Here is a 25041-nt window from a genome sequence, read left to right as displayed (position 1 = left end):
GCCAGGCACGCCGGCTCACCCGGACCGAACCCGCCCACGCTTCTTCTCACATCAGGCAGGACGACGGGCGTCCCGGAACGGTTCTCGCCAGCGGGAAATCAGCCAGGGGCCGCTCATCGGCCGGCCACGGCGGCGCGAGCGGGCCGTCGGGCGACCGGCGGAGCGCCGGGGAGGTCGCCGTCGACCCGGGCCGGCGCCGCCCCGGACAGCGGCGCGACCACCACCTGCCGGCAGTGCGCGCGGAGCATGGCCAACTGTTCGCCGGCCACTCCCCCGTCGATGACGACCACGTCCACCGCCGCGAGGTCCATGAACCGCATCGGCGCGCGGGCGTCGAGCTTGCCGTGGTCGAGCAGCAGGACCACGCGGCGGGCGATGCGGGCCATGGCCCGCTTGGTGTCCGCGTCGGAGGCGTTCGCGGAGTAGACGCCGGCCGGCCCGGCCGCGGTCGCCGACAGCACCGCCACGTCGACCGCGAGGTCGCCGAGGCTGGTCCGGGTGATCGGACCGGTGAACGAGCGGGTGGGGCCGTGGTAGGCGCCGCCCAACGCGATCAGTTCGAGGTCCGCCCGCCCGACACAGGTCTGGATCACCGGTACGGAGTGGGTGACCACGGTGAGTCCACCGGGCAGCAGGGCGGCCAGGGCCGCGACGGTGGTGCCCGCGTCGAGGGCCACCACCGCGTCGGACGTGACGAGCGGCACGGCCGCCCGCGCGACGGCCTCCTTCTCCGTCATGGCCGCGCCCCGCCGCTGCTCGAACGGCGCGCCGGCGGTCGGTGTGGGCAGGCTCGCGCCGCCCGCGACCCGGTTGACGAGCCCTTGCGCGGCGAGCTGCCGCAGGTCGCGTCGGATGGTCATCTCCGACACGGCCAGCGCGACCGCCGCCTCCGTCGAGGAGACGTACCCGGCGTCCTCCACCCGACGGAGAAGCTCGCGGCGGCGCTCGGGTGCCTGGGTGTAACGCACCCGCCCATCCAAACCGCGCGAGGCACGTTTGTCAATCTACGCACAATTGGTCTTGCCCGTTCGTTCGAGAACGAACACAATGGCAGCGTGAACGGCACCCCGGCCGACCCGTGCGACGCCCCACGCGACCCGACCCGTGTGGGCTGCCTCGCTGTGGGCATCGACCTGGGCACCACCAACACCAAGGTCACCCTGGTCGCCGTCGGCGAGTCGGACCTGCGGGTGCGGGCCGTCGCCGCGGCACCGACCCCGGAGCCACGCGCCGTCCGGCCCGTCCTGCTCGGCCTGCTCGGGCAGGTGCTCGCCGGTTCGCCGCCGCCGGACGCCGTGGGCATCGCCTCGATGGCCGAGACGGGGGTGCCGCTCGACCGACGCGGTGAGCCGCTCGGGCCGTGGCTGCGCTGGACCGACCACCGGGCCGGCGCCGAGGCGGACGCGCTGACCCGCCGGCTCGGCTGGGCGCACCTGGTCCGGGCCACCGGCGTCCGGCCGAGCGCGAAGGTGCCGCTGGCCACCTGGGCCCGGCTGCGCGCCGACCGACCGGACACCTGGGCCGCCATGGCCCGCTGGGCCGGGGTGGCCGACCTCGCCGGCCACCTGCTCACCGGCCGGTTGTCCACCGACCACACGCTGGCCGGCCGGACGATGGCCTACCGCCTGCCCGGGCCGGGCGAGCCGGTGCCGGACGCCTTCGACGCCGACCTGCTGGCCGAGGTGGGGCTGCGGCCGGAGCAACTGCCCACCGTGACACCGCCGGACCGGGCCGCCGCCGAGGTACGCGATCCCGACTTCGTCTCCTGCGGCCTGCGGGCCGGCACACCGGTGGTGATGGCCGGGCACGACCACGCGGTCGGCGCGTACGCCTGCGGCGTGCAGGAGCCGGGTGACGTCGCGGACTCGCTCGGTACGGCCGAGGCGGTCATGTCCGTCGTGGCCGGCACCCCGGACCCGGTCGAGGTGGGTCGGGCCGGGATGAGTTCCGTCGTCACGATCGGTGGCCGGCACCGGGCGATCCTGGCCGGATCGTCCAGCGCCGGAGCCGTCGTCGACTGGTGGCTGCGGCACGAGGCCGACGGCACCATCGCCGCCGCGCTGTTCGACGACGTGCTGGCCGCCGGTGACCGACCGACCGACCTGACCGTCCTGCCCTACCTGTCCGGCCGGCAGACGCCCGCACCGGACCCGGAGGCACGACTGCGGGTGCTCGGGCGACGCCCGTCGCACGGTCGTACCGAACTCGCCCGGGCGATGCTCGAAGGGCTGTGCCTGCAGACCCGGTGGATGCTGACCGAGCAGGCCCGGCTCGCCGGGCGGACGACGCCGCCGACGGTGACCCTGCTCGGCGGGGCCGTCGCGGCGAACCCGGCCTGGGTCCGGGTCAAGGCGCACGTGCTGCCCGGCCGGCTGCGGGTGGTGCCGGCCGCGGAGCCGGTGGCGGCCGGCGCGGCCCTCGTCGCCGCCGTCCGTGCCGGCTTCCTGGGAGCCGTGGTGCCGGCCCTGCGCCACGAGCCGGGACCCACGGTCGCGGGCGCGGGGACCGACTACGACCAGCCGTACGCGCGATTCGTCGCGGCGGCCACCACACCGCCGCGAGGCGAGAAGGGCCTGTGACGGACACCGGAGACCGCACACCCACCCTGGCGGCCATCGCCCGCCCGTCGGGCGGGTTCGCCATGGTGGCGATGGACCAGCGGGAGAGCCTGCGGACGATGTTCGCCGACGCGGGCGCCGGCCGCCCGGACGACGACGGGCTGATCACCTTCAAGACCGCCGTGGCCCGCGCGCTGGGGCCGCTGGCGTCCGGGTTCCTCATCGACCGGACGCTGGGCTTCGACCGGGTACGCGACGGACTGCTGCCCGCCGGGTGCGGCCTGATCCTCGCGGCGGACGACCTCACCTATCCACCACGACCTGCTCCCGCTCGACGAGTACGCCGCCGACGCCGACGGCGTACTGGTTCGGATCGGCCCGTACCACCGCCGGGTGCCGGTCGGCACGGTCACGCGTTTCGTGGTGACCCTGAGCAATCCGTTACCCCTCCCCGAGAAGGCGGTGGTCCGTCTCGTGCTACCGGTAGGCTGGGTCGCTGTGCCGGACGTCGTGACGATCTCGTTGCCCCCGTCGGGCCAGGAGGAGATCGAGGCCGAGGTGACGATCGGTGCGCCGGCACAGCGCCGGGCGAGACTGGCCGCCGACGTCCGGATCGGGGATCTGCACCTGGGCCAGCACGCGGAGGCACTGGTGGACGTCACGGAGCCCACGGTCGACGCGACGGTGACGCGACAGCCGTAGGCTGCCGGACGAGGGCTGAACAGGTGGCGACATGAAACAAGGGCGGACGGCACCCGACGGGTCGTACCCGACCCGCCGGGCCACCATCCGGGAGGTGGCCGAGACCGCCGGGGTCTCCCGGTCGACCGCGTCCCGGGCATTGACCGGCAACGGCTACGTGGCCCCGCCGGTGCGCGACCGGGTCCGGGAGGTGGCCCGTGGGCTCGGTTACGTGCCCGACGCCACCGCCCGTCACCTGCGCCAGCAGGCCAGCCGGTCGATCGGCGTGCTCGTGTCCGACCTGAGCAACCCGTTCTACGCGGGGCTCGCCGCCGGCATCAGCCAACAGGCCCGTCGGCGGCAGTACACGATGATGTTGGCCGACGACGGCGGATCACCGACGGTGGAGGCCGAGGCCGCCGAGGCGTTCGTCGCGCTGCGGGTCGCCGGGGTCATCGTGACGCCCGTCTCGGCGGAGATCGGCAGCTATCTGGCCCGGCAGCGCATTCCGGTGGTGGAGGTCGACCGGCAGTTCTCCGCCGGCGCCTGCGACGCCGTGGTGGTGGACAACGCGAACGCGGCCCGCACCGTCACCCGGCAACTGCTGGACCTCGGTCACCGCCGTATCGCGCTGGTGATCGACGAGATGCACTGGACCACCGGTCGGGACCGGTTGGCCGGCTACCGGACGGCGTTCGCCGACGCCGGGGTGCCGCTGGACGAATCGTTGGTGGTGACCGCCGGCTGGGACGTGGACGCGGCCCGGATCGAGGCGCACAAGCTGCTGAGCAGGTCGGAGCCGCCGACGGCGGTCTTCGCCGCCAACAACGTCCTGGCCGAGGCCGTCTGGCGGGCCGCCGCCGAGCTGGATCTGACCATCCCGGGACAACTCAGTCTGGTGTCCTTCGACGACGTGGCGTGGATGAGCCTGGTCCGGCCCGGGGTGACCGCCGTCGCCCAGGATCCGGTCGCGCTCGGTGAGGCCGCCATCTCGCAGTTGCTCGATCGGATCCAGGCGCCGCTCGCGCCGGTGCGTACCGTCCTGCTCTCGGCCACCGTGGCCAGCCGCGGCTCGACCGCCCCGCCGGCGACAAACCGCCGCTGACCCGCCGCCCACCGGTCGGCAACTGCCGACATCCCCACGCGGGCCCTCCCTTGACGCCACCCGGGAGGAGGCGCCCTGATCGAGTGGGACCTCGCCGACGGCCCGCACGGCGCGGTCACGGAGTCGCCGCTCCCGGCCGCCCCGGCCGGCCGCCGGCACACCGAACCCGACCACGACTCCTCCGACGCCACCATGCCCACGCATGGCCCCCGGCCTGAGCCACCGCGACGGCCGGTGACCCGAGACGCTGGCACTTTTTCGGTACGGCACGCCGGTGAGGCGACCGAGAAAGTGTCAGCGATCCGGGTTGGGAGCAGCACGTCACCGGCCCGGCGCGGGATCACTACCACCCGTCGAACATCTTGCCGGGACGCTCCGCGAACAGAGCGGCCCGAACCGCGCCGAACGAGACCGACGGTGCCCGCATGCACCGGGCGTCGTCCCGGACGATCTTGGCAATGACACCGAGGCGGGCGCGGCCCTCCAGAGCCGCCAGCTGGCTCGCAGCCAACGCCTTCTCCAATTCCTCGACCCGCTCCCGAAGCCGTTGTAATTCAGTCTGTTGATTCGTCGGAACCAACCATTCGCCATCACGGACCACCGCGCCCCCTTAAATCGTTGGAGGGAGCGCGCCGACCAGACGTCACATCGCAAGCCGCCCGACGCGCTCCGCAACCGAAGGTAGAGCCGAGCGTGATCGGAGCGGAACGGATGAATCATCCGTGGTCGACGGATGTCGCTGGTGCGGATCGGACGTTTTGTCCTACCCGACGCCCAGGCGGCGAGCGAGAGTGCGCGTCTTCGAGGTGGGCCGCCCGCGCTGGAGGACTTCCGCGAGCACTGCCTTGACGAACACCTGATAGCGAATCCACTGTGGGGCGAACTGCTCGATCCGTGTCAGCAAATTCTCCGCCTCCCGGAAGTGGCCAAGCTTCGCGTGGGCGTGTGCGACGTCGGTCATATGCCTCGCCTGGGCCGCTCGTGGAAGCTGCGAGCGTTTCGGCATTCGGCGGGCGGTGTCGAGCGCCTTGACGTAATCGCCGGCGACGACGGACACGTCAACGCCCTGCATGACCACCTGCGACACTCCGAACGCGGTCTGGTAGTCGTTGCGGTCCTCACCGATCCGAACGGCCGCACCATGCGCGGCACGAAGGAGATCCCGCGCCTCGTCCGACCTACCGTCGCGAGCCGCCGCCGTCGCGCCGGTCACGAGGAGGTTTCCCCACAGCGAGACCTCTTCGGCTCTCGCCTTCCGGCGTGGCTCGATCGCGTCCGCCTCGGCGACCGCGAGCACCGAGGCCTCATCCGAGCGTCCCTGATTGAGCAGAACCCAGGAGTGGGTGCCGACGATCGCGGTACGCAGCAACGGATCTTCCACCACCTCCAGCGCCTTTCCCACGGCGATCAGCGAAAGGTCGCTGTGCCCCAGATGCACCAGAACACACGATGCGAGTTGCTGCGCCTCCGCGAGTTGGTCACGCGCATCGGCCGCCCGGGCTCCCTCGATGACCTGCGGCAAAGTGCCGGCGAGCGTTTTGTAATCACCGCTCCAGTACGCCCGCCACCCATCCGCCACCGCCGTCGACAGCTCCTCTACGGATCCACCTGGGGCCGCCGGATCGAGCACGGGCGTGATCGCTCGGCGCAACGCCAGCAAACCGCCGTCATCGGGCACCCCTTCGAGAAACGTCCGCCGGCTGAGCAGCGCCGACAGGTCGACGTCGAGCGCGCGAGCGATCGCCGTCAACGTCGTGATCTTCGCGGTTGCCTTCCTGCCCTGCTCCAGCTTCTGGATCAGATCAACGCTCACTCCGGCCCGCTCGGCCAACTCTCGCTGCGTCAGGCGCGGCACCCGGTCCGTCCGAAGATCATAGATCTGCTGGCCGATGAAGCTCATGCGATCCATCCCGGAGATCGGAGTGGTCTGCCTTGAAGAACGACGATACTCCGGCACAGCCCACAAAGGTGGACGCCGAGGAAACGGCCCTTGGTAAGAGCTTGCGAGGTGTGGGCCTTGTTCTAGGCTCGACGGAATGCGGCTCGCGGTGATCTCCGATGTGCATGGGAATCTGCCGGCGTTGGAGGCGACGCTGGCGGCGATCGCCGCCGACGGCGCCGATATGACGGTCAACCTCGGTGATCTCCTCTCCGGCTACGTGCAGCCGGCCGACACCGCCGATCGGCTCATCGAGCTGGGGCTGCCGACGGTCCGGGGCAATCACGAACGGCAGCTGCTGACCCTCCCGAGGGAGAGCATGGGCATGACCGACCGGATCGCCGACGATCTCCTCACCCCACGACACCGGGGATGGCTGGCCTCGCTGCCGATGACGTTCGAGCCAGCGCCACAGGTATTGGCATTCCACGGCACACCCACCGACGACCTGCAATATCTGATGCACACCGTCGAGCCGGCCGGGGCCCGCCCGGCCACCCCGGCGGAGGTGGAGGAGCGAGTCGGCGACGTGTCCGGGTACCGGCTGCTGCTTTGCGGGCACACACACATCGCCGGGTCGTTGCAGTTACCGGGCGGCCCGCTGGTAGTGAATCCGGGCAGCGTCGGCTGGCCGGCCTACCGCGACGACGAGCCGTACCGCCATGAGATGGCCGCCGGCACCCCACATGCACGATATGCGCTGCTCGACGACGCGACCGGGCGGTGGGAGGTGCAGTTCCGCTCGGTCGAATACCCGTGGGAGCGGGCCGCCGGATTCGCCGAGCGCCTCGGCCGTCCGGATGTGGCCAGAGCACTCCGTACCGGTCGGAATTGATCCTGACGAACGGCGGGCCGGGCCGTTCCATCGCAGAGCCGGGCGGCGGCGCGCTCGACGCCACCGCCCGGAGCCGACGTCGCGGACGGACACGTCCGCCCGCCGACCGGCCTCTGTCGATCAGCCAACGCTGACCCGTACCGTGGTGCCGGCCACCGTGTCCCGGACGAACACATCATTGGCGTTGTTGGTGTCACCAGGGACGAGGTCGCCGGCATCGGAGCTCAGTAGCACGAACCGGCCACCGAAGCTGGACCCGAAGCTGTACGTGCTGCCGTTCGGCCAGCCACCGTCGACAGAAACGCTCAACAGTTGGCTGTCGGTGCCGAAGATGTTGTCGATCAGATAACTGAGCCACCGGGTCTCCCCGATCGGCCGGGTCGGGACCAGGTCGACCAGGCTGTAGCGGCCGTCCGGGCTCAGGTGGGGGGACCACCCGGGCGCCATGGAGTTCGGCGGCACCGTGGCGACCACACGCGTGCTGCGCTGCCAGCGGTCGCGCAGGTAGACGTTCCGGAGGGTGGGTGGTGGCGCGCCCGGCAGCAGGCTGCGGGCGTGGGACACGAACAGCACGTAACGCCCGTTCGCGCTGACCCCGGCCACGTACGACAGGCCGTCGCCCGGACCTCCGTCGTCGGCCACGCTGATCAGTTCGGTGGTCCGCCCTTTCAGGTCGCGCAGGTACGCCTGGCCCACGCCGTTCGTAGCACCGGGAACGAGGTCGGTCGCGGAACTGCTGAAGCCGGCGTAGCGGCCGTCCGCGCTGAGGTGGGCATCCCGGTCGATGCCTGCCGGGGGTACGCCACCGGCGACGGTGGCGTCCACCAACTCGGTGTCGCACCGCCTCAGGTCGCGGAGGTACAGGTGCCAGTCGCGCCTGCCCCGGGGATCAGGTTGCTCGCCAGCGACGCGAAGAGGGCGAACCGACCGTCGGCACTGATGCCCTCCGGCGCCGAGTAGTCGTTCGCCTGGACGGGACGACAGCGTCCGGCAGCACCCGCCGCCTGCGGTCGCGGGCACGCCACCGCCGACGCGAGTCCACAGACGACTGTCACCACCAGACCGGCGACCGTGCGTGGAGCCAATCGAATGACCCTCTCTCTATTCCTACCAGCAGAGAGCAGCTCACTCCACGCAGAGTTCCTTCCGTAGCCAGATCATGACAATCAGCTACCGGACAAGACGCATCTCGAGACGCTGGCACTTTTTCGGTGCGACACGCCAACGAGGCGACCGAGAAAGTGTCAGCGATCGTGGCCGCCCTGGCCGATGCCCAGGACGGGTCGGCACTGCTCGACGCCGGTCAGCTCGATGTCGTCGCGGCGGACCCGGTCCCAGGTCTCCCGGGTGAGCCGCCAGCGTTGGATCTGCGCGGGTTCGCCGCGGCGGGTGTCCCAGTCCGTGCCGTTCGGCTCGTAGCCCAGGGCGCGGGAGACCCGGTTGGACGCCTCGTTGTCGACGAAGGCGTCGCTGCCGGCCTCCCGTGCGCCCAACCCGGCGAAGGCCAGGTGCAGGATCGCCGCCCGCATCTGCGTGCCGTACCCCTGCCCCCGGCTGCCGGGAGCCAGCCAGGAGAAGCTGGACACCGTGCCGAACCGGGTGAAGTTCGTGCCGATGAGGTCCTGCATGCCGACCGGTTCGCCGTCGACGAGCACCGCGAAGTAGAGCCGCCACGCATCCGGGCTCACCTTGGCCCGGCCGGCCCAGATGCCGCGCAGCCAACGCCACTCGCGTTCCGGGCTGTCGGCGTAGAGCGAACTCGGGTCGTCGAACGGCCACGGCTCGGCGTCGGCGACCCCGGCCCGCACCAGCGGCACGAGACGTTCCAGCAGTGCGTCGGACGCGCCGGCCAGCGTCACTCGCGGCGCGCGGATTTCGACGTTCAGCGGCGGATAGGCGTGCGGCATGGCCGGACGGTAGCCGGCCCGTCTCCCAGCCGCACCCGGGTTTACCGACGCGTGACGGCGGCGGGGTGACTGGCCCGTCGCGCAACCCGTGGGCGGCGAGGGTGGCCGCCTCGGCGATGTCGACCCAGGGCCGCAGGGGGGCGCGGGTTCCGGGACGGCAGGCGAGGGGGGTGAGGGCCAGTCGTTGCGGGGAGCGGGCATGTTGATCACGCGGTGATCGACTCTTCCAGTTGGTGGGATCGATGCCAGAAAGTCGGCCCCGCGATTGCGGAAGACGCCCACATCGCCCGCATTCAGTTGATCACCTTGACGGTGTTGACATTGGTCGCGGTTGACTGCTTGCGGGTATGGTCACGATTCCATACCCAGCCGAATCCCCCAAGCCCCCCTGCGGAGTTCTCGGATGCACCGGTCGCTGTCCAGCCTGACCCTGCGGATCGAACGCACCCTTGCGCTACGACTCATCCCGGCGCTCTACCGGGACACCGAACCCGTCCGGGTCGAAGCCGCGCATTTGCCCGGCGAACCGGTACCGGCGAGCGAGGGGCTGGCCCTGAGCTACGACCCGTTCCCGGTGGGACAGCCGTGGGGGCGGGCGTGGAGCACCACCTGGTTCCGGTTCACCGGCGAGGTGCCGGACCGGATGCGCGGCGGCCGGGTCGAGCTGCTGGTGGATCTCGGCTTCGAGAAGGCCGGGCCGGGGTTCCGGTCCGAAGGGCTCGCCTACACCGCCGACGGAACGCCGATCAAGGGCATCGAGCCGCGCACGGCCTACGTACCGGTGGCCCGGCCCGCCGTCGGCGGCGAGCGGGTCGAGGTGTACGTGGAGGCCGCCGCCAACCCGCGCTTCGACGGCAGCGTCACCGCGCTCGGCGATCCGGACACCGCCGGCGACAAGCCCCTCTACCGGCTGGACCGGGCCGAACTCGCGGTGCTCGACGAGGAGGTGCACGCGCTGGTGCTGGACGTCCAGGTGCTGCACCAGTTGGCGCTGACCCTGGCCGAGACCGACCCTCGGCACCACGAGATCCGCCGGGCCCTGGAGGTGATGCTCGACGAGTTGGACGTCGCCGACGTCTCCGGCGGAGCCACCGCCGCCCGGTCCCGCCTCGCCGGTGTGCTCGCCTCCCCCGCCGTACCGAGCGCGCACCGGATCACCGCCGTCGGGCACGCGCACATCGACTCGGCCTGGCTCTGGCCGGTACGCGAGACCATCCGTAAGTGCTCCCGCACCTTCTCCAACGTGGTGGCGCTGGCCGACGAGTACCCGGACCTGATCTTCGCCTGTTCCTCCGCCCAGCAGTACGCCTGGCTGCGCGAGCACCACCCCAAGGTCTACCGCCGGGTGGCCGAGAAGGTGGCCGCCGGCCAGTTCCTGCCGGTGGGTGGGATGTGGGTGGAGTCGGACACCAACATGCCCGGCGGCGAGGCCATGGTGCGGCAGTTCACCCAGGGCAAGCGGTTCTTCGCCGAGGAGTTCGGCGTCGAGCCGCGCGAGGTGTGGCTGCCCGACTCGTTCGGCTACTCCGCGGCCCTGCCGCAGCTCGCCCGGCTGGCCGGGTTCCGCTGGTTCCTCAGCCAGAAGATGTCCTGGAACCAGACCAACCGGTTCCCGCACCACACCTTCTGGTGGGAGGGCATCGACGGCAGCCGGGTCTTCACCCACTTCCCGCCGGCCGACACGTACAGCTCGGAGCTGTCCGGCGAGGACCTGGCGCGCGGGGTGCGGAACTTCTCCGAACACGGCCGGGCCACCGGGTCGTTGCTGCCCTTCGGGTACGGCGACGGCGGCGGCGGTCCGACCCGGGAGATGCTGGAGACGGCCCGGCGGGTCGCCGACCTGGAGGGGTCGCCCCGGGTGGCCATCCGCACCCCCGCCGAGTTCTTCGCCGACGCGGAGCGGGAGTACCCGGACGCTCCGGTGTGGAGCGGGGAGATGTACCTGGAGTACCACCGCGGCACCTACACCAGCCAGGTGGCGATGAAGCGCGGCAACCGGTGCACCGAGCACCTGTTGCGGGAGGCGGAGCTCTGGTCGGCCGCCGCGGCGGTGCGCGCCGGGCATCCGTACCCGTACGACGAGCTGGACGAGATCTGGCGGGAGACGCTGCTGTTGCAGTTCCACGACATCCTGCCCGGTAGCTCGATCGCCTGGGTGCACCGCGAGGCTCGGCAGACGTACGCCCGGCTGGCCGACCGGCTGGAGGGCCTGATCGGCGCCGCCCTCGCGGCGCTGGCCGGGCCCGGGCAGGTGCCGTTGACGGCGAACGCCGCGCCGCACGACCGGGACGGGGTGCCGGCCCTCGGGCTGGCCGCTGCGGTGCCCGCCGACGCGCCGGACGTGTCGGTGCGCGCGCGGGCCGACGGCACCGTGCTGGACAACGGGCTGCTGCGGGTGCTGATCGGCCCGGACGGGACGGTGGCGGCGATCCGGGACCTGGTCGCCGACCGCGAGGTGCTGCCGGCCGGCGCCGCGGCGAACGTGCTGCAACTGCACCCGGACACGCCCAACAACTTTGACGCCTGGGACGTGGAGGACTTCTACCGCAACCGGCGCCGCGACCTGACCGACCACACCAAGATCGAGGTGTCGGACGACGACCCCCGCCGGGCCGCCGTCCGGGTCACCCGACGGGACCGGGACTCGACGTACGCGCAGACCGTGTCGCTGGCCGCCGGGGAGCGGGTGCTGCGGTTCACCGTCGAGGTGGACTGGCAGGAGCGGGAGACCATGCTCAAGGTCGCGTTCCCGGTCGACGTGCAGGCCGACCGGTCCAGCTCGGAGATCCAGTTCGGTCACCTGCAGCGGCCGACGCACACCAACACGTCCTGGGACGCGGCCCGGTTCGAGATCTGCGCGCACCGCTTCCTGCACGTCGGTGAGCCCGGCTACGGCGTGGCCCTGGTCAACGACGGCACGTACGGGCACGACGTGACCCGCCGGCCGCCCGGCGACGCGCGCGGGGCCCAGCCGACCACCGTCCGGCTGTCGCTGCTGCGCGGTCCGCGTTACCCCGACCCGCAGACCGACCGCGGCACGCACTCCTTCGGGTACGCGTTGGTGTGCGGCGCCGAGATCGCCGACGCGGTCCGCGAGGGCTACCGGGCCAACCTGCCGGTACGCCGGCACCTGGGCGCGGGACCGGTCGCCCCGCTGGTCGAGGTGACCGACCCGGCGGTCGTGGTCGAGTCGGTGAAGCTGGCCGACGACCGCTCCGGTGACGTCGTGGTGCGGCTGTACGAGTCACTCGGCGGCCGGGCCCGGGCCCGGGTCAGCGCCTCCTTCGACGTGGCCGCCGTGGACGTGGTCGACCTGTTGGAACGCCGCGACGACGAGGTCGCCGCGCTGGCGCCGGTCGTGCTGGACGGCAACACCGTCGACGTCGCGCTGACGGCGTTCCAGGTGGTGACCCTCCGGCTGCGCCCCACCGGGGACGGAGCGGGCCGTCCGACCGACGGGTTTGCGGCATAGTACGGCCATGCCGTATGACGCCACGCTGCTGCGCATCAACGAAGGGGTGCGGCTGCACCACGCCCAGGGCCGACGGGAGGCCGCGCGCGAGCTGTTCGCGCGGATCTGGGACGAGATCGGCGGGGAACGCGGCGATCCGCTGCACGTGTCCGTCCTCGCGCACGCGATGGCCGACGTGCAGGACGACGCCCGGCAGGAACTGGTCTGGGACGAGCGGGCGTTGGCGGCCACCGACCTGCTCACCGACGCCCGGCTGGCCGAGGCCGGGGTGCCGATGCCGGTGGCCGCCCTGTACCCGTCGTTGCACCTCAACCTGGCGGAGTGCCACCGCAAGCTCGGCGATCCCGCCCGGGCCAGCGAGTGGCTCGACCGGGCCCGGGCGGGGATTGGCGCGCTCGGCGAGGACGACTACGGGCGGCTGATCCGGGACGGCCTGGAGCGGGTGACGCGGGAACTGTCCGACAGCTAGCCGGTGGGCGCGGAAACGTCGTCCACCGGCGCCAGCGGGAGGCGTCCGGCCGCGCCGACGGCGCTCAGCGCAGTGGTGCGGGCGACGGTTCGGCCAGGTAGCCGGCGGCCTGCAGTTCGAACAGTTCGCGGTAGAGGCCGTCCTGGGCGATGAGCTGGTCGTGGTCACCCTGCTGGACCAGCCGACCATCGCGCATGACGAAGATCTGGTCGGCATGCCGGACGTTGGCCAGCCGGTGGGTGATCAGCACGGTCAGCCGGTCCGGGTGACGCCGCAGGTGTTGGAACACGGCGTGCTCGGCCCGGGCGTCCAGGGCGGCCGACGGTTCGTCGCAGACCAGCAGCCGGGCGGCCCGGTAGATGCCGCGGGCGGCGACCAGCCGCTGCCACTGCCCACCGGACAGCTCATGACCGTTCTTGAACTCGCGGTCGAGCAGGGTGTCGTAGCCGTACGGCAGACCGAGCACCATGTCGTGCGCGGCGGCGGCCCGGGCGGCGTCCTCCATGGACGGTCCCGGGTGTCGTTCCGGCCGGTCGTGCCGGCCGACGAGGATGTTCTGGCGCGCGGTGAAGGGGAACTTCCACCAGTCCTGCGTCATCACCGCAACGTGCGAGCCGAGGCTGTCCGGGTCGAACTCGGTGAGGTCGGTGCCGTCCCAGCGGATGACGCCGGAGGTGGGCCGGTACAGGCCGGCGATGAGCTTGGCCAGTGTGGTCTTGCCGGAGCCGTTCTCGCCGACCAGGGCGATCACCTGGCCGCGCCGGGCGGTGAGGCTGACCTCGCGCACCGCCGGATGCTCGGTGTCCGGGTACCGCAGGCTCACCCGGTCCACCTCAATCGTGTCGAAGCCGTCGGCCGGTCGCCCACCGGGCGGGCGGGTGCGCGCCTGCGCCCGGTCCAGGAAGTCCCGGTAGTCCTGGTAGTAGAGCGCATCCTCGTAGAGCGAGTTCGTCGCGAAGACCGCCGCACCGAGGCTGGTGTGTGCCGTCTGCAGGGCCAGCAGCGCGGTCGCTGCGGCGGCGAGGGCGACCCAGCCGGTCAGCAGCAGGCCGCCGAGGACGGCGTACACGGCGAAGCCGGCCACCCCGGCGATCGAGGTCCCGAACAACCGGGTGATGGTCTGCGCGCGGACCAGGGCGAGGTCGGCCCGGGTCTCGGCGGTCATTACCCGCCGGTACTCGCCGAGCAGGAACTCCCGCATCTGGTACGCCCGGACCTCGGCGGCGGTGTGCCGGTTGGCCATCAGGTGCGCGAGCAGCCACATCCGGCGGCGCTGGGTGATCCGGGCGAGCAGGTTCAGGTACTGCCGACGGGCGACCCGGACCGCCGTGACGGCCTCGGGAACAGCCGCGAGCAGCAGGCAGGGCAGCAGGATCGGCTGGATCACCGCGACGGCGGCGGCGGTGGCCAGGACGCCGACCAGGCCGGTGACCAGGGTGACGGTGTGGTCGACGATCGACGCCGCCTCCTGCATGCCGCGGTCGCGGGCCCGGTCCATCTCCTCGGCGAAGCCGGCGTCGTCGAACGCGGCCAGTTCGACGCCCGTGGTCACCTCGAACATCCGCAGTTGGACCCGGTAGTTGACCTGCGGCGTGAGCCGGGCCTGCGCCCATCCGGCGGCGATCTTCAGGCCACCCCTGGCCGTCACCGCCGCCGCGGCCAGGACCAGCGCGGGCAGGGCTGCCCGGACCCGGTCCGGCGTCGGGCCGGCGGCGAACAGCTCGGTGAGCACGCTGGTCGTGGCCAACAGTCCGAAGGTCGTCATGACCCCGGCGGCGATGTTCAGGCCGAGGGACGCGACGGTGTCCCGGCGGTTGGTCGCCCAGGCCACCCCGATCGCCTCCCGGACCAGGCGGGGCAGCCGCCGGGCCACCGACCAGAAGCTCGTCTGCGCGATCTGGCGCGCGTGGTGCAGCCAGTCGGGATCGGCCAGCTCCGGCAACGCCGACTCGTCGGTGCCCTCTTCCTGGTCGGCGGACCGGCGGGGGCGGGGCGTGGTCTCCATGCGGCCTCCTCAGGGCTGGTCGGAGCCCGGCGACCGCCGCGGCGAGGCCGATCCGGGCAGGGCGAATCCCCCGGCGGTACGCCGGGAACCGGTGCGGGAGACGGGTGCCTCGGGTCGGTGGAAGGAACCCGCCGAGAAGCCTACTGTCCGCGACGAGATCGAGTCATGCGGTTACCGGCGTGTCGAACAGGCGTGTCAAGGTGGTACCGCGGCGCGACTACGCCGACGGTTCGCCGCCGGTCAGCAGCCGCTTGTCCGGCTTGCCGCTGGGCGCCAGCGGTGGTTCGGCGATCTCGGTGATCCGGGCCGGGACGCAGGCGGCACCGAGCCGCCGGGCGACCAACTCGCGCAGCGCGTCGTGCGCGGGGGTCCGGCCCGCCACCGGTACGACGAAGGCGTGCACCGCCTCGCCGGTGTCGGCGTCCGGGACGGCGACCACGTACGCCTCGGCCACGTCCGGATGGCTGGCCAGGGCCCGCTCGATGGGCCCGGCGTAGTGCAGGTTGGCGTTGACGATGACGACGTCCCGGGCCCGCCCGACCAGGTGCAGCCGGCCGGCCGGGTCCAGGTGGCCGAGGTCCCGGGTGCGGACCCAACCGTCGACGAACACCTCGGCGGTCTCGGCCGGGTCGGCCCAGTAGCCGACGGCCTGGGCGGGCGTGCGGACGTACAGCTCACCGTCGACGCCGACCGGCACGGGCGCGCCGTCGGGGCCGCGGACCACGACGTCGACGGCCGCGGGCGGGGTGCCGACCGAGCCGGGCGGGTCGGCCGGGGTGGCCATGGAGATCATCCCGGTCTCGGTCTGGCCGTAACCGTGGAAGACCACCGGGCCGAGCACGTCGAGCGCCTCGCGGTGCAGCCCGGCCGGCAGCGGCGACCCGGACACCATGAGCGCCCGCAGGCAGCCCAGGTCGACCGGGTCGGCGCGTTGGGCGGCGACCAGCCGGCGCAGCCGGGGCACCGTGATGACCAGGCCGGAGCCGCGGTGCCGGACGATCGCGCCGGGCAGGTCGGGCGGGTCGGCGACCACCATGGCGCCACCGGCGGCCAGCGCGAGCACGCCGTACTCGATCATCACCTGGCTGCTCAGCGAGCCGAACACGAGGTAGCGACCCAGCCGCGCGGCCAGGTCGCGGACCACCGGCGGCCAGGCCGCCGGGCGCGCGGCCCAGGCGGCGGCCATGCCCGCGTACGTCTGCGCGCAGGCCTTGGGCCGGCCGGTGCTGCCGCTGGTGTAGACGAGCCGGGCGACGTCGTGCGGCCGGCCGGCCGGCTTCGGATCGTCCCCGGGGTCCGGAGTGGACACCAGGTCGGCGAGCGCCAGCCGCCGCGGCCCGGCCACCGGCCCGGTGGTCGCGCCGGTGGCCTCCGTGCCAGTGGTCGCGTCCGTGACGACGGTGGTGGTGGCGTCCGTGACGACGGCGGTGGCGTCCCGGCGCAGCAGGTGCCGCAGCCGCTCGTCGGGCAGGCCGGGCCGGATCCCGCAGACCCGCGCCCCCACCACGTGGCTGGCCATGATCGCCGCGAACGCCTCGGGCGTGACGCCGAGCATCATGGCCAGCCCGTCGCCCGGTCCGATCCCCGCGCCGCGCAGGCCGGCCGCGATCCGCCGGACCAGGCCGAGCATCGCGGACCCGGTCACGACGCGGGCGCCGTGTTCGAAGACGGGCCGGTCACCGGCCGCGGCCAGCAGGTCCAGCACCACCCCCGGGTACGCCTCACGCGCCATCGGCGAGGCATCCCTTGACGAAGACCTCCAGGGGCTGCCGGTGCACCGCCGGCAGGTCCCACTCGTTCTCCAGGTTCTCCGCGAGGTGGTGCTCGGCGACCGGTACGCCGTCGCGGTGGTAGCGGACCACCGGGTGCAGGTAACTGGCGTCGTGCGCGTGTTCCGCGTCGTTCTCGGCGATCCGGGGCACGGTGATGTCGAACGGGTCCACGGTGTCGTGGTCCGGTCCGTACTCCAGGGTGGTGACGAACGCGTGCCGGTTCGGCCCCAGGCCGCCCTCGGCGAAGAACGCGACCGGCACCTCCTCGTGGTGGCGGGCGGCGTCACCGGCCACGACCGTGACGTCGCCGAGGACGCCGAACTGCTGCCACAGCGCGGAGGACCGGTTCACCCGGGCGATGATCGCGGCGGCGACCGCCTCCGGGGTGGCGTCCAGCCGCTCGCCCGGCCAGGTCCCGTCGTGGTGGCGCAGGGTGAGGATGCGGTGCAGGGCGCGCACCCCGTACCGGAAGCCGTGGATGAAACCGTTGGTGGAGTGCTTGAAGTCGCGCTGCTGGGTGAGCGTGCCGGCGAAGTACAACCCGGGCACGGTGCTGGACTCGTACGCCGGGGTCTGCTCGGGGAACCGGTGGTTGATGACCAGGGCCGGCCGGCAGGTGTCGTCGAAGATCGACGCGTCGAACCGGAAGCCGGTGCACGCGATGACCCGGTCGTAGGTCAACTCGCGCAACGCCTCGACCGTGCGGGCGTAGCGGAACAGCACCCGGTAGCCGCCCTCCGGCCGGCGCCGGATGCTCTCGACCGTGCCGTCCAGCACCGCGTTCTGGGACTTCAACTGGTACGAGTCGAGGAAGTTGTTGTTGACCGCGCGCAGGTGCCCGACATAATGCGTCTGCCAGGCCAGCCGCACCGAGTGCGGGCCGGCCACGTGGATGACCGCGGCCGTCTCCATCAGCGCGTCGGCGGTTTCGAAACCGGAGTTGCCCTTGCCGATGATCAGCACCCGCTGGTCGACGAAGGACGCCGGGTCGACGTCGACGGTGTCGTACCGTTCGGCGGTCTCGATGCCGGAGATCGGCGGCACGTACAGCCGGGAGACGCCGGTGGCCACGACCAGCCGGCGGCAGCGCCAGGTCCGGCCGGCGGAGTCGGCCAGGACGAAACCGTCGCCGTCCCGGCCGACCCGGGTCACGTCGGTGTCGTAGCGGACCCGGGCGCCGGTGGCCGCGGCGAAGTCCGCCAGGTAGCGCGGCAGGTCGTCGGCGGACGGGAAGTACCGGCCGGTGTATCGGGTGAACAGCAGCCGCGGATCGTCGCTGAGCAGCGAGTTCCAGTCCATCCGCAGCCGCAGCTCGGGGTCGGTGAACCCGGTGTGCACCTTGTTGATCGAGATGAGGGTGCGGTGTCGGGGGAACCGGGTGAAGAAGGTGCCGGGTCCGGCGCCCCGCTCCAGGACGAGATGGTCGTGACCGGCCCGTTCCATCAGCGCGGCGAGTTGCAGCCCGGCCGGCCCGGCGCCCAGGATCAGGTAGTCGTGCGTCATGACCGCCGACGGTAGCGGGTGGACTTCAGAGCGTTCTGAGATTCGATGTACTACGGTCGTGCCGTGACCGCCGCCGACGCCGCCATCGAGCTGGCCGCCCCGCTGTCCCCCGCCGGCCTGCGCCGGGCCGCGACACCGGTCACCGTCCTGGTCGGACCGGAGGTACGCGACCGGGTCGAGCGCGGGCGGGCGTACCTGCGGAAGGTGCTGGCCGAGCCGGGACGCGCGGTCTACGGCGCGACCACCGGGTTCGGCGCGCTGGTCGGCTTCGCCGGCCGGACCGACGAGGCGGACCAGTGCGACAACACGTTGGCGCACCTGACCGCCGGGCAGGGACCGGACCTGGCAACGGATCTGGTCCGGGCCGCGCTGCTGACCCGGGCGTGGTCGCTGGCCCGGGGCGCCTCCGGTGTCTCGGCCCGCGTCGTGGACGGGCTCGCCGCCATGTTCGGCACGACGTTCGTGCCGGCCGTTCCCCGGTACGGCTCGGTCGGCGCGAGCGGCGACCTGATCCCCCTCGCGTACGCCACCCAGGCGCTGCGCGGTCGCGGTTCGGCCTATCTGGACGGTCGGCGGAGGCCGGCCGCCGACGCGCTGCGGGAGGCCGGACTGGACCCGCTCACCCTCGACGGACGGGACGCGCTCGCCCTGGTCAACGGCACGTCGGTGACGAGCGCCGCGCTGTCGCTCGCGCTGGACCGGGTACGCTCCGCGCACCGGGCGCTCCAGTCGCTCACCTGCCTGCTGGTCGACCTGCTCGGCTGCGATCCCGGTTTCCTCGACCCGCGCCTGATCACCGCGTACGGGCACCCCGGCGCGGTCGAGGTCGCCGGGCGGATGCGCGCCACGCTCGCCGGATCCGTCCCGGCCGGCGACCGCCCTTTGCAGGAGCCGTACAGCATCCGCTGCACCCCGCAGTTGCTCGGCGCCGCCGAGGACGCGCTGCGCTACGTCGACGGCGTCGTCGCGGCCGACCTGGGCAGCGTCAACGACAACCCGCTGTTCTTCCCCGACGACGACGCGGTCGTGCACGGCGGCAACTTCTTCGGCCAGCCGGCCGCGTTCGCCGCCGACACGCTCGCGAACGTGGCCACCCAGTTGGGCAACCTCGCCGAACGGCAACTCGACCTGCTGGTGGACCCGCACCGCAACGGCGGTCGGCCGCCGATGCTGGCCGCCGGACCCGGGCAGCAGCACGGGGTGCAGGGGGTGCAACTGGCCAGCACGGCACTGGTCGCCGAGATGCGCCGGGCCGCGACCCCGGCCGGCATGCAGAGCCTGCCGACCAACCTGCACAACCAGGACGTCGTGCCGTTCGGCACCCAGGCCGCGCTGCGGGCGTACGACGTGGCCGAGTTGTTGACCCTGCTGTGCGGGTCACTGGCGGTGGGGTTGCGTCAGGCGGCGCACGTCGGGGATCGGGACGTCACGGCGGCGGGGTGCCGGTCGCTGCTCGACGCGCTGGGCGAGGCCGTCGCGCCGGTGGACCCGGACCGGCCACTGGACGAGGACGTACGCCGGGCGGCCCGGCTGGTGACGGCGGAGCACTGATTCCTACCCAAGACGGAGACTTGGATCCAGAGCCGAACCCGGGCGAGCGGGACGGAGGCTGCGGAGCGAGAGGCCGCCAGGCAGCGGATTCTCGCCCAGGCCGAGGCGGAGCGGATCCCGGTGGAAGAGACGACCCGGGCGGTGCCGGATCGGCGGTGGCGTCGTGGGCGCTGATTTCCTCCCGATCGGCCGACGAGTCGCCCACCTGCGGACTCGGCGTAAACTCTCGCAACAGATGTTCGCCGACCGGCTCGGAAAGTCCAAGAGTTGGGTAGACAAGGTCGAGCGGGGCGTACGAGCCCTGGACAGGGTGTCGACCCTTCAAGAGATCGCCACCGTGCTGCGCATCGATGCGACGGCGTTGTTGGAACAGGATGACGCTCCGGTCGACGTGGTCGAGCGCGATGAAGGGGTAGAGCGAATCCGGGCGGCGCTTTCCCGGTACGAGATTCCCCTCGGTAGATCATCACCTCAACGGCCTGCCCTGTCGATCGATCAGGTGAACAGGACAACGGCTCATGCCTGGACGGCCTTTCAGCATGCCCGCTATCCGCAGGTGGTCAATCTGCTGCCGGACCTGCTGGTTGACGTGGAACGCACTCGGGCCCACCAACCTGGACCAGGTCAGGTGCCGCTGGTGGATGCGTACCGGGTCGCCGCCGCCGTGTTGGTCAAGCTCGGAGCACCGGGGCCGGCGTGGCTTGCTGTCGATCGGGCGATGAACGTCGCGGCCAACGATGGGGTGCTGGTGGCCAGCGCGGCGGTGCAACTCGGTCAGGTGCTCCGCACCTCGGGGTGGGCACGGGAGGCGAAGTCGGTAACACTCGCCGCCGCGTACCGCATCATCCCGCCCGTGATCGAGTGCGGCCTACCTGAGCAACTGTCCCTGTGCGGCGCTCTTCTGGTCCAGGCGGCCTTGGCCGCCGCCCACGATGGTGACGGCGCGGCCGCGGCCGAACTACTCGACGAAGCCGCCGGGATGGCCGAACGAGTCGGCGACGGCAAGGACCACCACCGTACGGGATTCGGACCGACCGCGGTGGAGTTGGCACGGACGGCCTCTGCGGTCGAACTGGGTGACTCCGGCGGGGCGGTGGCCCGACATGAGACGAACATCCAGCGGGACGGCTGGCGGTGGCTGCCCGCCGAGCACCGGGCCGCATACCTGATCGATGCCGCCCGCGCCTACCTGCACAGCGACGACCCGATCAACGCCGCCCGGCTGCTGGTTGACGCTGACCGCCTGGCACCGGCCGAGGTACGCCAGCGTCCGGCGGCTCGGGCCATGCTCGCCGATATCGCCCGTGCTCCCGGTGCCCCCGCTACGATCATCCGACTTGCCACAGTTCTCCGGGTGCGTGATCGGCAATCTCACCCTGGCCAGCATCCGGCTCGGTGAGCTCGACAAGCCATCTCCTTCCTGCATCAAGGTCCATGAAATGCCCATCAACGACCGGCTCCTCACCCTGATGACCACGTAGGAGCGACACCGTGACGAGCATCGACCACGCCAAGCAGTCCGTTCGGCGACGGGTCTGGGACCTACTCGAACGCGAGGGTGCCGCACCGCCCGGAGTCCACGGCCACATTCCCGATTTCGTCGGCAAGGAGGAAGCAGCGGCCCGGCTTGCCTCGCTGGCGGTCTGGAGGCAGGCGCGGGTCGTCAAGTGCAACCCCGACCGGGCTCAGCTACCCGTTCGGGTACGCGCCCTCCGAGAAGGCAAGCTGCTCTACATGGCGGTCCCACGACTCGCCACACCGAAGCCCTTCTACCTGCTCGACCCGGCCGTCCTGACGGTGCCCTTCGAAATCGCGGCCACCAGCACCGGCGCACCCGAGGTCGCCCCCACCGTCGGCCCCGACGACATGCGGCCGGTCGACCTGATCGTCTGCGGCAGCGTCGCTATCAGCCGACGAAACGGCGTACGCATCGGCAAGGGAGCCGGCTACTCCGACCTGGAGATCGCACTCCTCACCGAGGCCGGACTCGTGAACACTGCCACCAGCATCGCCACCACCGTCCACCAGAGCCAACTCCTCGACGAGAACCTGCCCCACGCCGACCACGACTTCAGCGTCGACCTCGCCGTCACCGCCGAAGAGGTCGTCACATACGAGCCTGGCCGGGAGCGACCGGCGGGCATCATGCGAGAACGCCTCCGCCCCGACCAGATCGACAACATTCCGGCGCTGCGCTGATTCTCGGGTGTCGGCGATGCGCGCCGCAGCTGGGGGACGCGTTAGCACCAGGGGCGCCAGCCCAGACCGTGGGTGGTTCCCGGCGAACAGTGGCAGGCGGCCAGTCGGCGTGGAAGTTACGGCGTGCGGCGGGCTCGGAAGGTTTGGCGGTAGGCCTGCGGAGACACGCCGACCGTACGTTGGAAATGCCGGCGCAGCGTGGTCGCCGTGCCCATGCCGGTGGCCGCCGCGACGGCTTCCACGCTGTTGTCGGTGGTCTCCAGCAGTTCCTGGGCCCGCCGGATCCGCTGCGTGAGCAGCCACTGCAGGGGCGTGGCGCCGGTCGCCGAGCGGAACTGGCGGCCGAGGTGGCGCGGGCTCAGGTTTGCGCGGCCGGCCAGGTCGGTCACGGTCAGCGGCTGGTCCAGCCGTTCGACCGCCCAGGTGAGCACGTCGCTGAAGGGACGGTCGCGCGTCGGCGGAATCGGGGCGGCGACGAACTGTGCCTGGCCGCCTGGCCGGTGCGGCGATACGACGAGTTTGCGGGCGAGCGTGTTGGCGACCGCCGAGCCGTGGTCACGGCGGACCAGGTGCAGGCAGAGGTCGAGCGCGGCGGCCTTGCCGGCGGAGGTGAGCACGCTGCCTTCGTCGATGTAGAGGACATTCGGGTCGACCGTCACCCGGGGGTAGCGGCTGGTCAGCGCCTGCGCGTGCAGCCAGTGGGTGGTGGCGCGCCGCCCGTCCAGCAGGCCCGCAGCGGCCAGGACGAAGGCGCCGGTGCACAGCGAGGCCACCCGGGCCCCGGCGTCGTGCGCGGCCCGTACGGCGTCGACGAGATCCGCCGGCGGCGTCTGGTCGACGTCGGCCCAGCCCGGGACGATCACGGTGTCGGCCCTGGCCAGTGCGTCCAGTCCGCAGTCTGGTTCCAGCAGGAAGCGGCCGTCGGCGCGGACGGGATCGCGCCCGCAGATGACCAGGTGGTACCAGTCGTCGCGCGGCACCGGCGGGATGGAGTTGAACAGCTCGTACGCCAGGGCCAGCTCGAAGTTCAGGATACCGTCGGCGACCGCGACCGCGACTGTGTGCATGTCCGGAATTGTATGCATGGTGTCGTTCCAGCCACTCGCGGGTCAGGCCGAGCGGCCGCGATCATATGGTCATGAGTGCTTTGGGAAACATGGTCACGGTGTACGGGGCGTACGGGCACACCGGTCGGTTCGTGGTAGCCGAGCTGCGGCGACGCGGCTACCTGCCGTTGCTGGCCGGCCGCGACCCCGAAAAGTTGCAGACGCTGGCGGCGGCGTGGCCGGGACTGGACGTACGTCCGGCGGCGGTCGACGATCCTGGTGCGTTGGACCGGGCGCTGGCCGGAGCGGCCATGGTGATCAACTGTGCCGGTCCGTTCGCGGTCACGGCGGCACCGCTCCTCGAGGCGGCGTTGCGCGCGGGAATCCCGTATGTGGATGTCGCCGCGGAAATCGAGGCGAACTTCGACACGTTCCGGCTGTTCGCTGACCGGGCCCGAGGAGCCGGGGTCACGGTCGTCCCGGCGATGGCGTTCTACGGTGGCCTCGGCGACCTGCTCGTGACGGCGGCGCTCGGCGACCAGGCGGGCGCGGACGAGGTGCACGTGGCGTACGGTCTCGACAGCTGGCACCCCACGGACGGCACCCGAGCCGCCGGGGTCGTCTCCCGGGAGCGCCGCGACGGCCGGCGCGTCCGCTACAGCGGCGGCCGGCTGGAGTACCGCGACGATCAGCCGCCGGTCGAGAAGTGGTTCTTCCCGCAGCCCCTGGGCGCCCGGGCCGTCATCGCGGAGTTCACCATGGCGGACGTCGTCACCATTCCCAGCCACCTGGCCGTCGCAGAGGTACGCACCTACATGACCGTCGAGGCCGCCCAAGATCTGGCCGGCGCACAGACCCCGGCCCCGGTCGCGGTCGACGCCGACGGACGCTCCGCACAGTCGTTCGTCGTCGATGTGCTCGTCCGTTCCGGCGACGACGAACGGCGTGCCGTGGCGCGCGGCCGCGACATCTACGCGGTGAGCGCACCCCTGGCCGTGGAGGCGGCCGACCGGATCCTCACCGGCCGGACCAGGACGGTCGGCGTCGCCTCGGCCGGTACGGCCTTCGACGCCCGCGACTTCCTCAAGGCGCTGTCGCCGCACATCGAGGTCGACTTCGGCGGGGAGGCAGTGTGAGCGGGGCGGCCGGACGCTTTTCGCGGGCGAAGGTGGTCACCACCTGACGAGTTCGGCCAGTGCGGCGCTGGTGGCTTCGTCGGCTGGGAGGAATGCTTCCAGTCGCAGCTCGGCGATGGTGACGTCGGTGGCGGTGCCGAAGTGGGTGAGCGTGGTGATGAGCCGCAGCTCACGGACATCCGGGTCGCTCGTGCGCAGGTGCAGTGGTACCGCGAACCCGAGGTGGTGGGGCGGGAGTTGCCGTGGCCGCGGGGGCGCCAGGTTGACGAGTTCCTCGGCGAGGCGTCGGAGCCGGTCGCTCGGGTTGCGGACGCTTTCGGCTTGGACGCTGTCGATGATGTGCCAGGCCCATTCGTCGAGGTTGACGATGCGGGGTGCGAGACCGCAGGGGTGCAGTAGGACTCGGGGGACGCTCACGGGTGGGGTGAGCAGGTGTGAATCCACTCCCCGGGTGATCATCTGGAAGCCCGCGTTGGCGGAGATGAGGTCGCCGTGCCGGTCGACGATCACGGCCGGGTACGGCAGGTGACCGTGCAGGACGCGTTCGAGGGCGGTTCGGACCGGTGCCAGTTGGGGATCGTCCAGTTCGCGCTGCGGGTACGCGGGCGCGAATCCGGCGGCGAGGAGCAGTTCGTTGCGTTCGCGGATCGGCACCTCCAGCGATTCGGCCAGCCGTATGATCATCGCCCGGCCGGGGGTTGAGCGTCCGCTTTCGATGAAGCTGACATGCCGTTGCGTGGTGCCGGCCCGCACCGCCAGTTCGAGTTGGCTGACGCGTCGTCGGGTGCGCCACGTGCGCAAGGCACCCGGAAGTCCGCCACGCACGGATTCGGTGATCATTTCTCCTGTGTACCGGGTGCCGC

20 protein-coding genes are annotated in these 25041 nt (G+C 72.0%); 10 read left to right on the top strand and 10 right to left on the bottom strand.

The features are described from left to right. Window positions 1-113: 113 nt before the first annotated feature. Window positions 114-968, bottom strand: a complete 855-nt coding sequence (locus tag ACFOX0_RS20505) for a DeoR/GlpR family DNA-binding transcription regulator (RefSeq protein ID WP_377548354.1) — start codon at window positions 966-968, stop codon at window positions 114-116. Window positions 969-1055: 87 nt separating this feature from the next. Between ACFOX0_RS20505 and ACFOX0_RS20500 the strand changes: the two genes are divergently transcribed. The 3 genes from ACFOX0_RS20500 (at window position 1056) to ACFOX0_RS20490 (ending at window position 4344) form a co-directional block, all read left to right on the top strand. Continuing rightward, the gene (locus ACFOX0_RS20500) at window positions 1056-2579 is read left to right on the top strand and encodes an FGGY-family carbohydrate kinase (RefSeq protein WP_377548352.1); all 1524 of its coding nucleotides are present in this window, start codon (window positions 1056-1058) and stop codon (window positions 2577-2579) included. Between the two features lie 477 nt (window positions 2580-3056). Next, the gene (locus tag ACFOX0_RS20495) at window positions 3057-3260 is read left to right on the top strand and encodes a hypothetical protein (RefSeq protein ID WP_377548349.1); all 204 of its coding nucleotides are present in this window, start codon (window positions 3057-3059) and stop codon (window positions 3258-3260) included. 31 nt (window positions 3261-3291) lie between these two features. Further along, the gene (locus tag ACFOX0_RS20490; RefSeq protein WP_377548347.1) at window positions 3292-4344 is read left to right on the top strand and encodes a LacI family DNA-binding transcriptional regulator; all 1053 of its coding nucleotides are present in this window, start codon (window positions 3292-3294) and stop codon (window positions 4342-4344) included. A gap of 343 nt (window positions 4345-4687) precedes the next feature. Here ACFOX0_RS20490 and ACFOX0_RS20485 read toward each other — a convergent pair whose 3' ends face one another. After that, window positions 4688-4945: a hypothetical protein gene (locus tag ACFOX0_RS20485; RefSeq protein WP_377548345.1), complete on the bottom strand. Its 258-nt coding sequence runs from the start codon at window positions 4943-4945 to the stop codon at window positions 4688-4690. A gap of 162 nt (window positions 4946-5107) precedes the next feature. Continuing rightward, window positions 5108-6253 carry a helix-turn-helix domain-containing protein gene (locus ACFOX0_RS20480; protein ID WP_377548343.1) on the bottom strand — a complete coding sequence of 382 codons (1146 nt, stop codon included), beginning with the start codon at window positions 6251-6253 and terminating at the stop codon, window positions 5108-5110. Window positions 6254-6380: 127 nt separating this feature from the next. Here ACFOX0_RS20480 and ACFOX0_RS20475 point away from each other — a divergent pair, with 127 nt between their 5' ends. Further along, window positions 6381-7118, top strand: coding sequence for a metallophosphoesterase family protein (locus ACFOX0_RS20475; protein ID WP_377548340.1), 738 nt, complete (start codon window positions 6381-6383; stop codon window positions 7116-7118). A 120-nt stretch (window positions 7119-7238) separates the two neighbouring features. Here ACFOX0_RS20475 and ACFOX0_RS20470 read toward each other — a convergent pair whose 3' ends face one another. Both ACFOX0_RS20470 and ACFOX0_RS20465 read right to left on the bottom strand, forming a co-directional pair. Next, window positions 7239-7943, bottom strand: a complete 705-nt coding sequence (locus ACFOX0_RS20470; protein WP_377548338.1) for a hypothetical protein — start codon at window positions 7941-7943, stop codon at window positions 7239-7241. A 419-nt stretch (window positions 7944-8362) separates the two neighbouring features. Next, the gene (locus ACFOX0_RS20465) at window positions 8363-9025 is read right to left on the bottom strand and encodes a GNAT family N-acetyltransferase (RefSeq protein WP_377548336.1); all 663 of its coding nucleotides are present in this window, start codon (window positions 9023-9025) and stop codon (window positions 8363-8365) included. A gap of 403 nt (window positions 9026-9428) precedes the next feature. On the opposite strand from ACFOX0_RS20465, the gene ACFOX0_RS20460 reads away from it, so the two are divergent. Together ACFOX0_RS20460 and ACFOX0_RS20455 are read left to right on the top strand one after the other, a co-directional pair. Beyond that, the gene (locus tag ACFOX0_RS20460) at window positions 9429-12497 is read left to right on the top strand and encodes an alpha-mannosidase (protein ID WP_377548334.1); all 3069 of its coding nucleotides are present in this window, start codon (window positions 9429-9431) and stop codon (window positions 12495-12497) included. 7 nt (window positions 12498-12504) lie between these two features. Further along, window positions 12505-12966, top strand: coding sequence for a hypothetical protein (locus tag ACFOX0_RS20455; protein ID WP_377548331.1), 462 nt, complete (start codon window positions 12505-12507; stop codon window positions 12964-12966). Between the two features lie 64 nt (window positions 12967-13030). On the opposite strand, the gene ACFOX0_RS20450 is transcribed toward ACFOX0_RS20455, so the two are convergent. From ACFOX0_RS20450 to ACFOX0_RS20440, 3 genes are all read right to left on the bottom strand, one after another. Further along, window positions 13031-14971, bottom strand: a complete 1941-nt coding sequence (locus tag ACFOX0_RS20450; protein WP_377548329.1) for an ABC transporter ATP-binding protein — start codon at window positions 14969-14971, stop codon at window positions 13031-13033. A 217-nt stretch (window positions 14972-15188) separates the two neighbouring features. Next, on the bottom strand, window positions 15189-16703 hold the full coding sequence (locus ACFOX0_RS20445) for a class I adenylate-forming enzyme family protein (RefSeq protein WP_377548327.1): 1515 nt from the start codon (window positions 16701-16703) through the stop codon (window positions 15189-15191). After that, a complete protein-coding gene (locus ACFOX0_RS20440; RefSeq protein ID WP_377548324.1) occupies window positions 16693-18246 on the bottom strand; it encodes an NAD(P)-binding domain-containing protein in 1554 nt (517 codons plus the stop codon). The genes ACFOX0_RS20445 and ACFOX0_RS20440 overlap by 11 nt, the downstream gene beginning before the upstream one ends. 63 nt (window positions 18247-18309) lie before the next feature. Here ACFOX0_RS20440 and ACFOX0_RS20435 point away from each other — a divergent pair, with 63 nt between their 5' ends. From ACFOX0_RS20435 to ACFOX0_RS20425, 3 genes are all read left to right on the top strand, one after another. Further along, complete coding sequence (locus tag ACFOX0_RS20435) at window positions 18310-19797, top strand: aromatic amino acid ammonia-lyase (protein ID WP_377548322.1); 1488 nt, start codon at window positions 18310-18312, stop codon at window positions 19795-19797. Window positions 19798-19960: 163 nt separating this feature from the next. Beyond that, a complete protein-coding gene (locus ACFOX0_RS20430; RefSeq protein ID WP_377548319.1) occupies window positions 19961-21196 on the top strand; it encodes a helix-turn-helix domain-containing protein in 1236 nt (411 codons plus the stop codon). A gap of 92 nt (window positions 21197-21288) precedes the next feature. Beyond that, window positions 21289-21996 (top strand): 5-formyltetrahydrofolate cyclo-ligase, encoded by a 708-nt coding sequence (locus ACFOX0_RS20425; RefSeq protein ID WP_377548316.1) that lies wholly within the window; start codon window positions 21289-21291, stop codon window positions 21994-21996. Window positions 21997-22112: 116 nt separating this feature from the next. Here ACFOX0_RS20425 and ACFOX0_RS20420 read toward each other — a convergent pair whose 3' ends face one another. Next, the gene (locus tag ACFOX0_RS20420; RefSeq protein WP_377548313.1) at window positions 22113-23063 is read right to left on the bottom strand and encodes a helix-turn-helix domain-containing protein; all 951 of its coding nucleotides are present in this window, start codon (window positions 23061-23063) and stop codon (window positions 22113-22115) included. A 71-nt stretch (window positions 23064-23134) separates the two neighbouring features. Here ACFOX0_RS20420 and ACFOX0_RS20415 point away from each other — a divergent pair, with 71 nt between their 5' ends. Continuing rightward, the gene (locus tag ACFOX0_RS20415) at window positions 23135-24178 is read left to right on the top strand and encodes a saccharopine dehydrogenase family protein (protein WP_377548310.1); all 1044 of its coding nucleotides are present in this window, start codon (window positions 23135-23137) and stop codon (window positions 24176-24178) included. 36 nt (window positions 24179-24214) lie between these two features. On the opposite strand, the gene ACFOX0_RS20410 is transcribed toward ACFOX0_RS20415, so the two are convergent. Continuing rightward, a complete protein-coding gene (locus tag ACFOX0_RS20410; RefSeq protein ID WP_377548307.1) occupies window positions 24215-25018 on the bottom strand; it encodes a helix-turn-helix domain-containing protein in 804 nt (267 codons plus the stop codon). Window positions 25019-25041 lie beyond the last annotated feature (23 nt).

This window comes from Micromonospora zhanjiangensis, assembly GCF_042650605.1.
Lineage (GTDB): Bacteria > Actinomycetota > Actinomycetes > Mycobacteriales > Micromonosporaceae > Micromonospora_J > Micromonospora_J zhanjiangensis.
The sequence above is the reverse complement of the archived record's forward strand: the minus strand, read 5'-3'. Positions and strand labels throughout refer to the sequence as shown.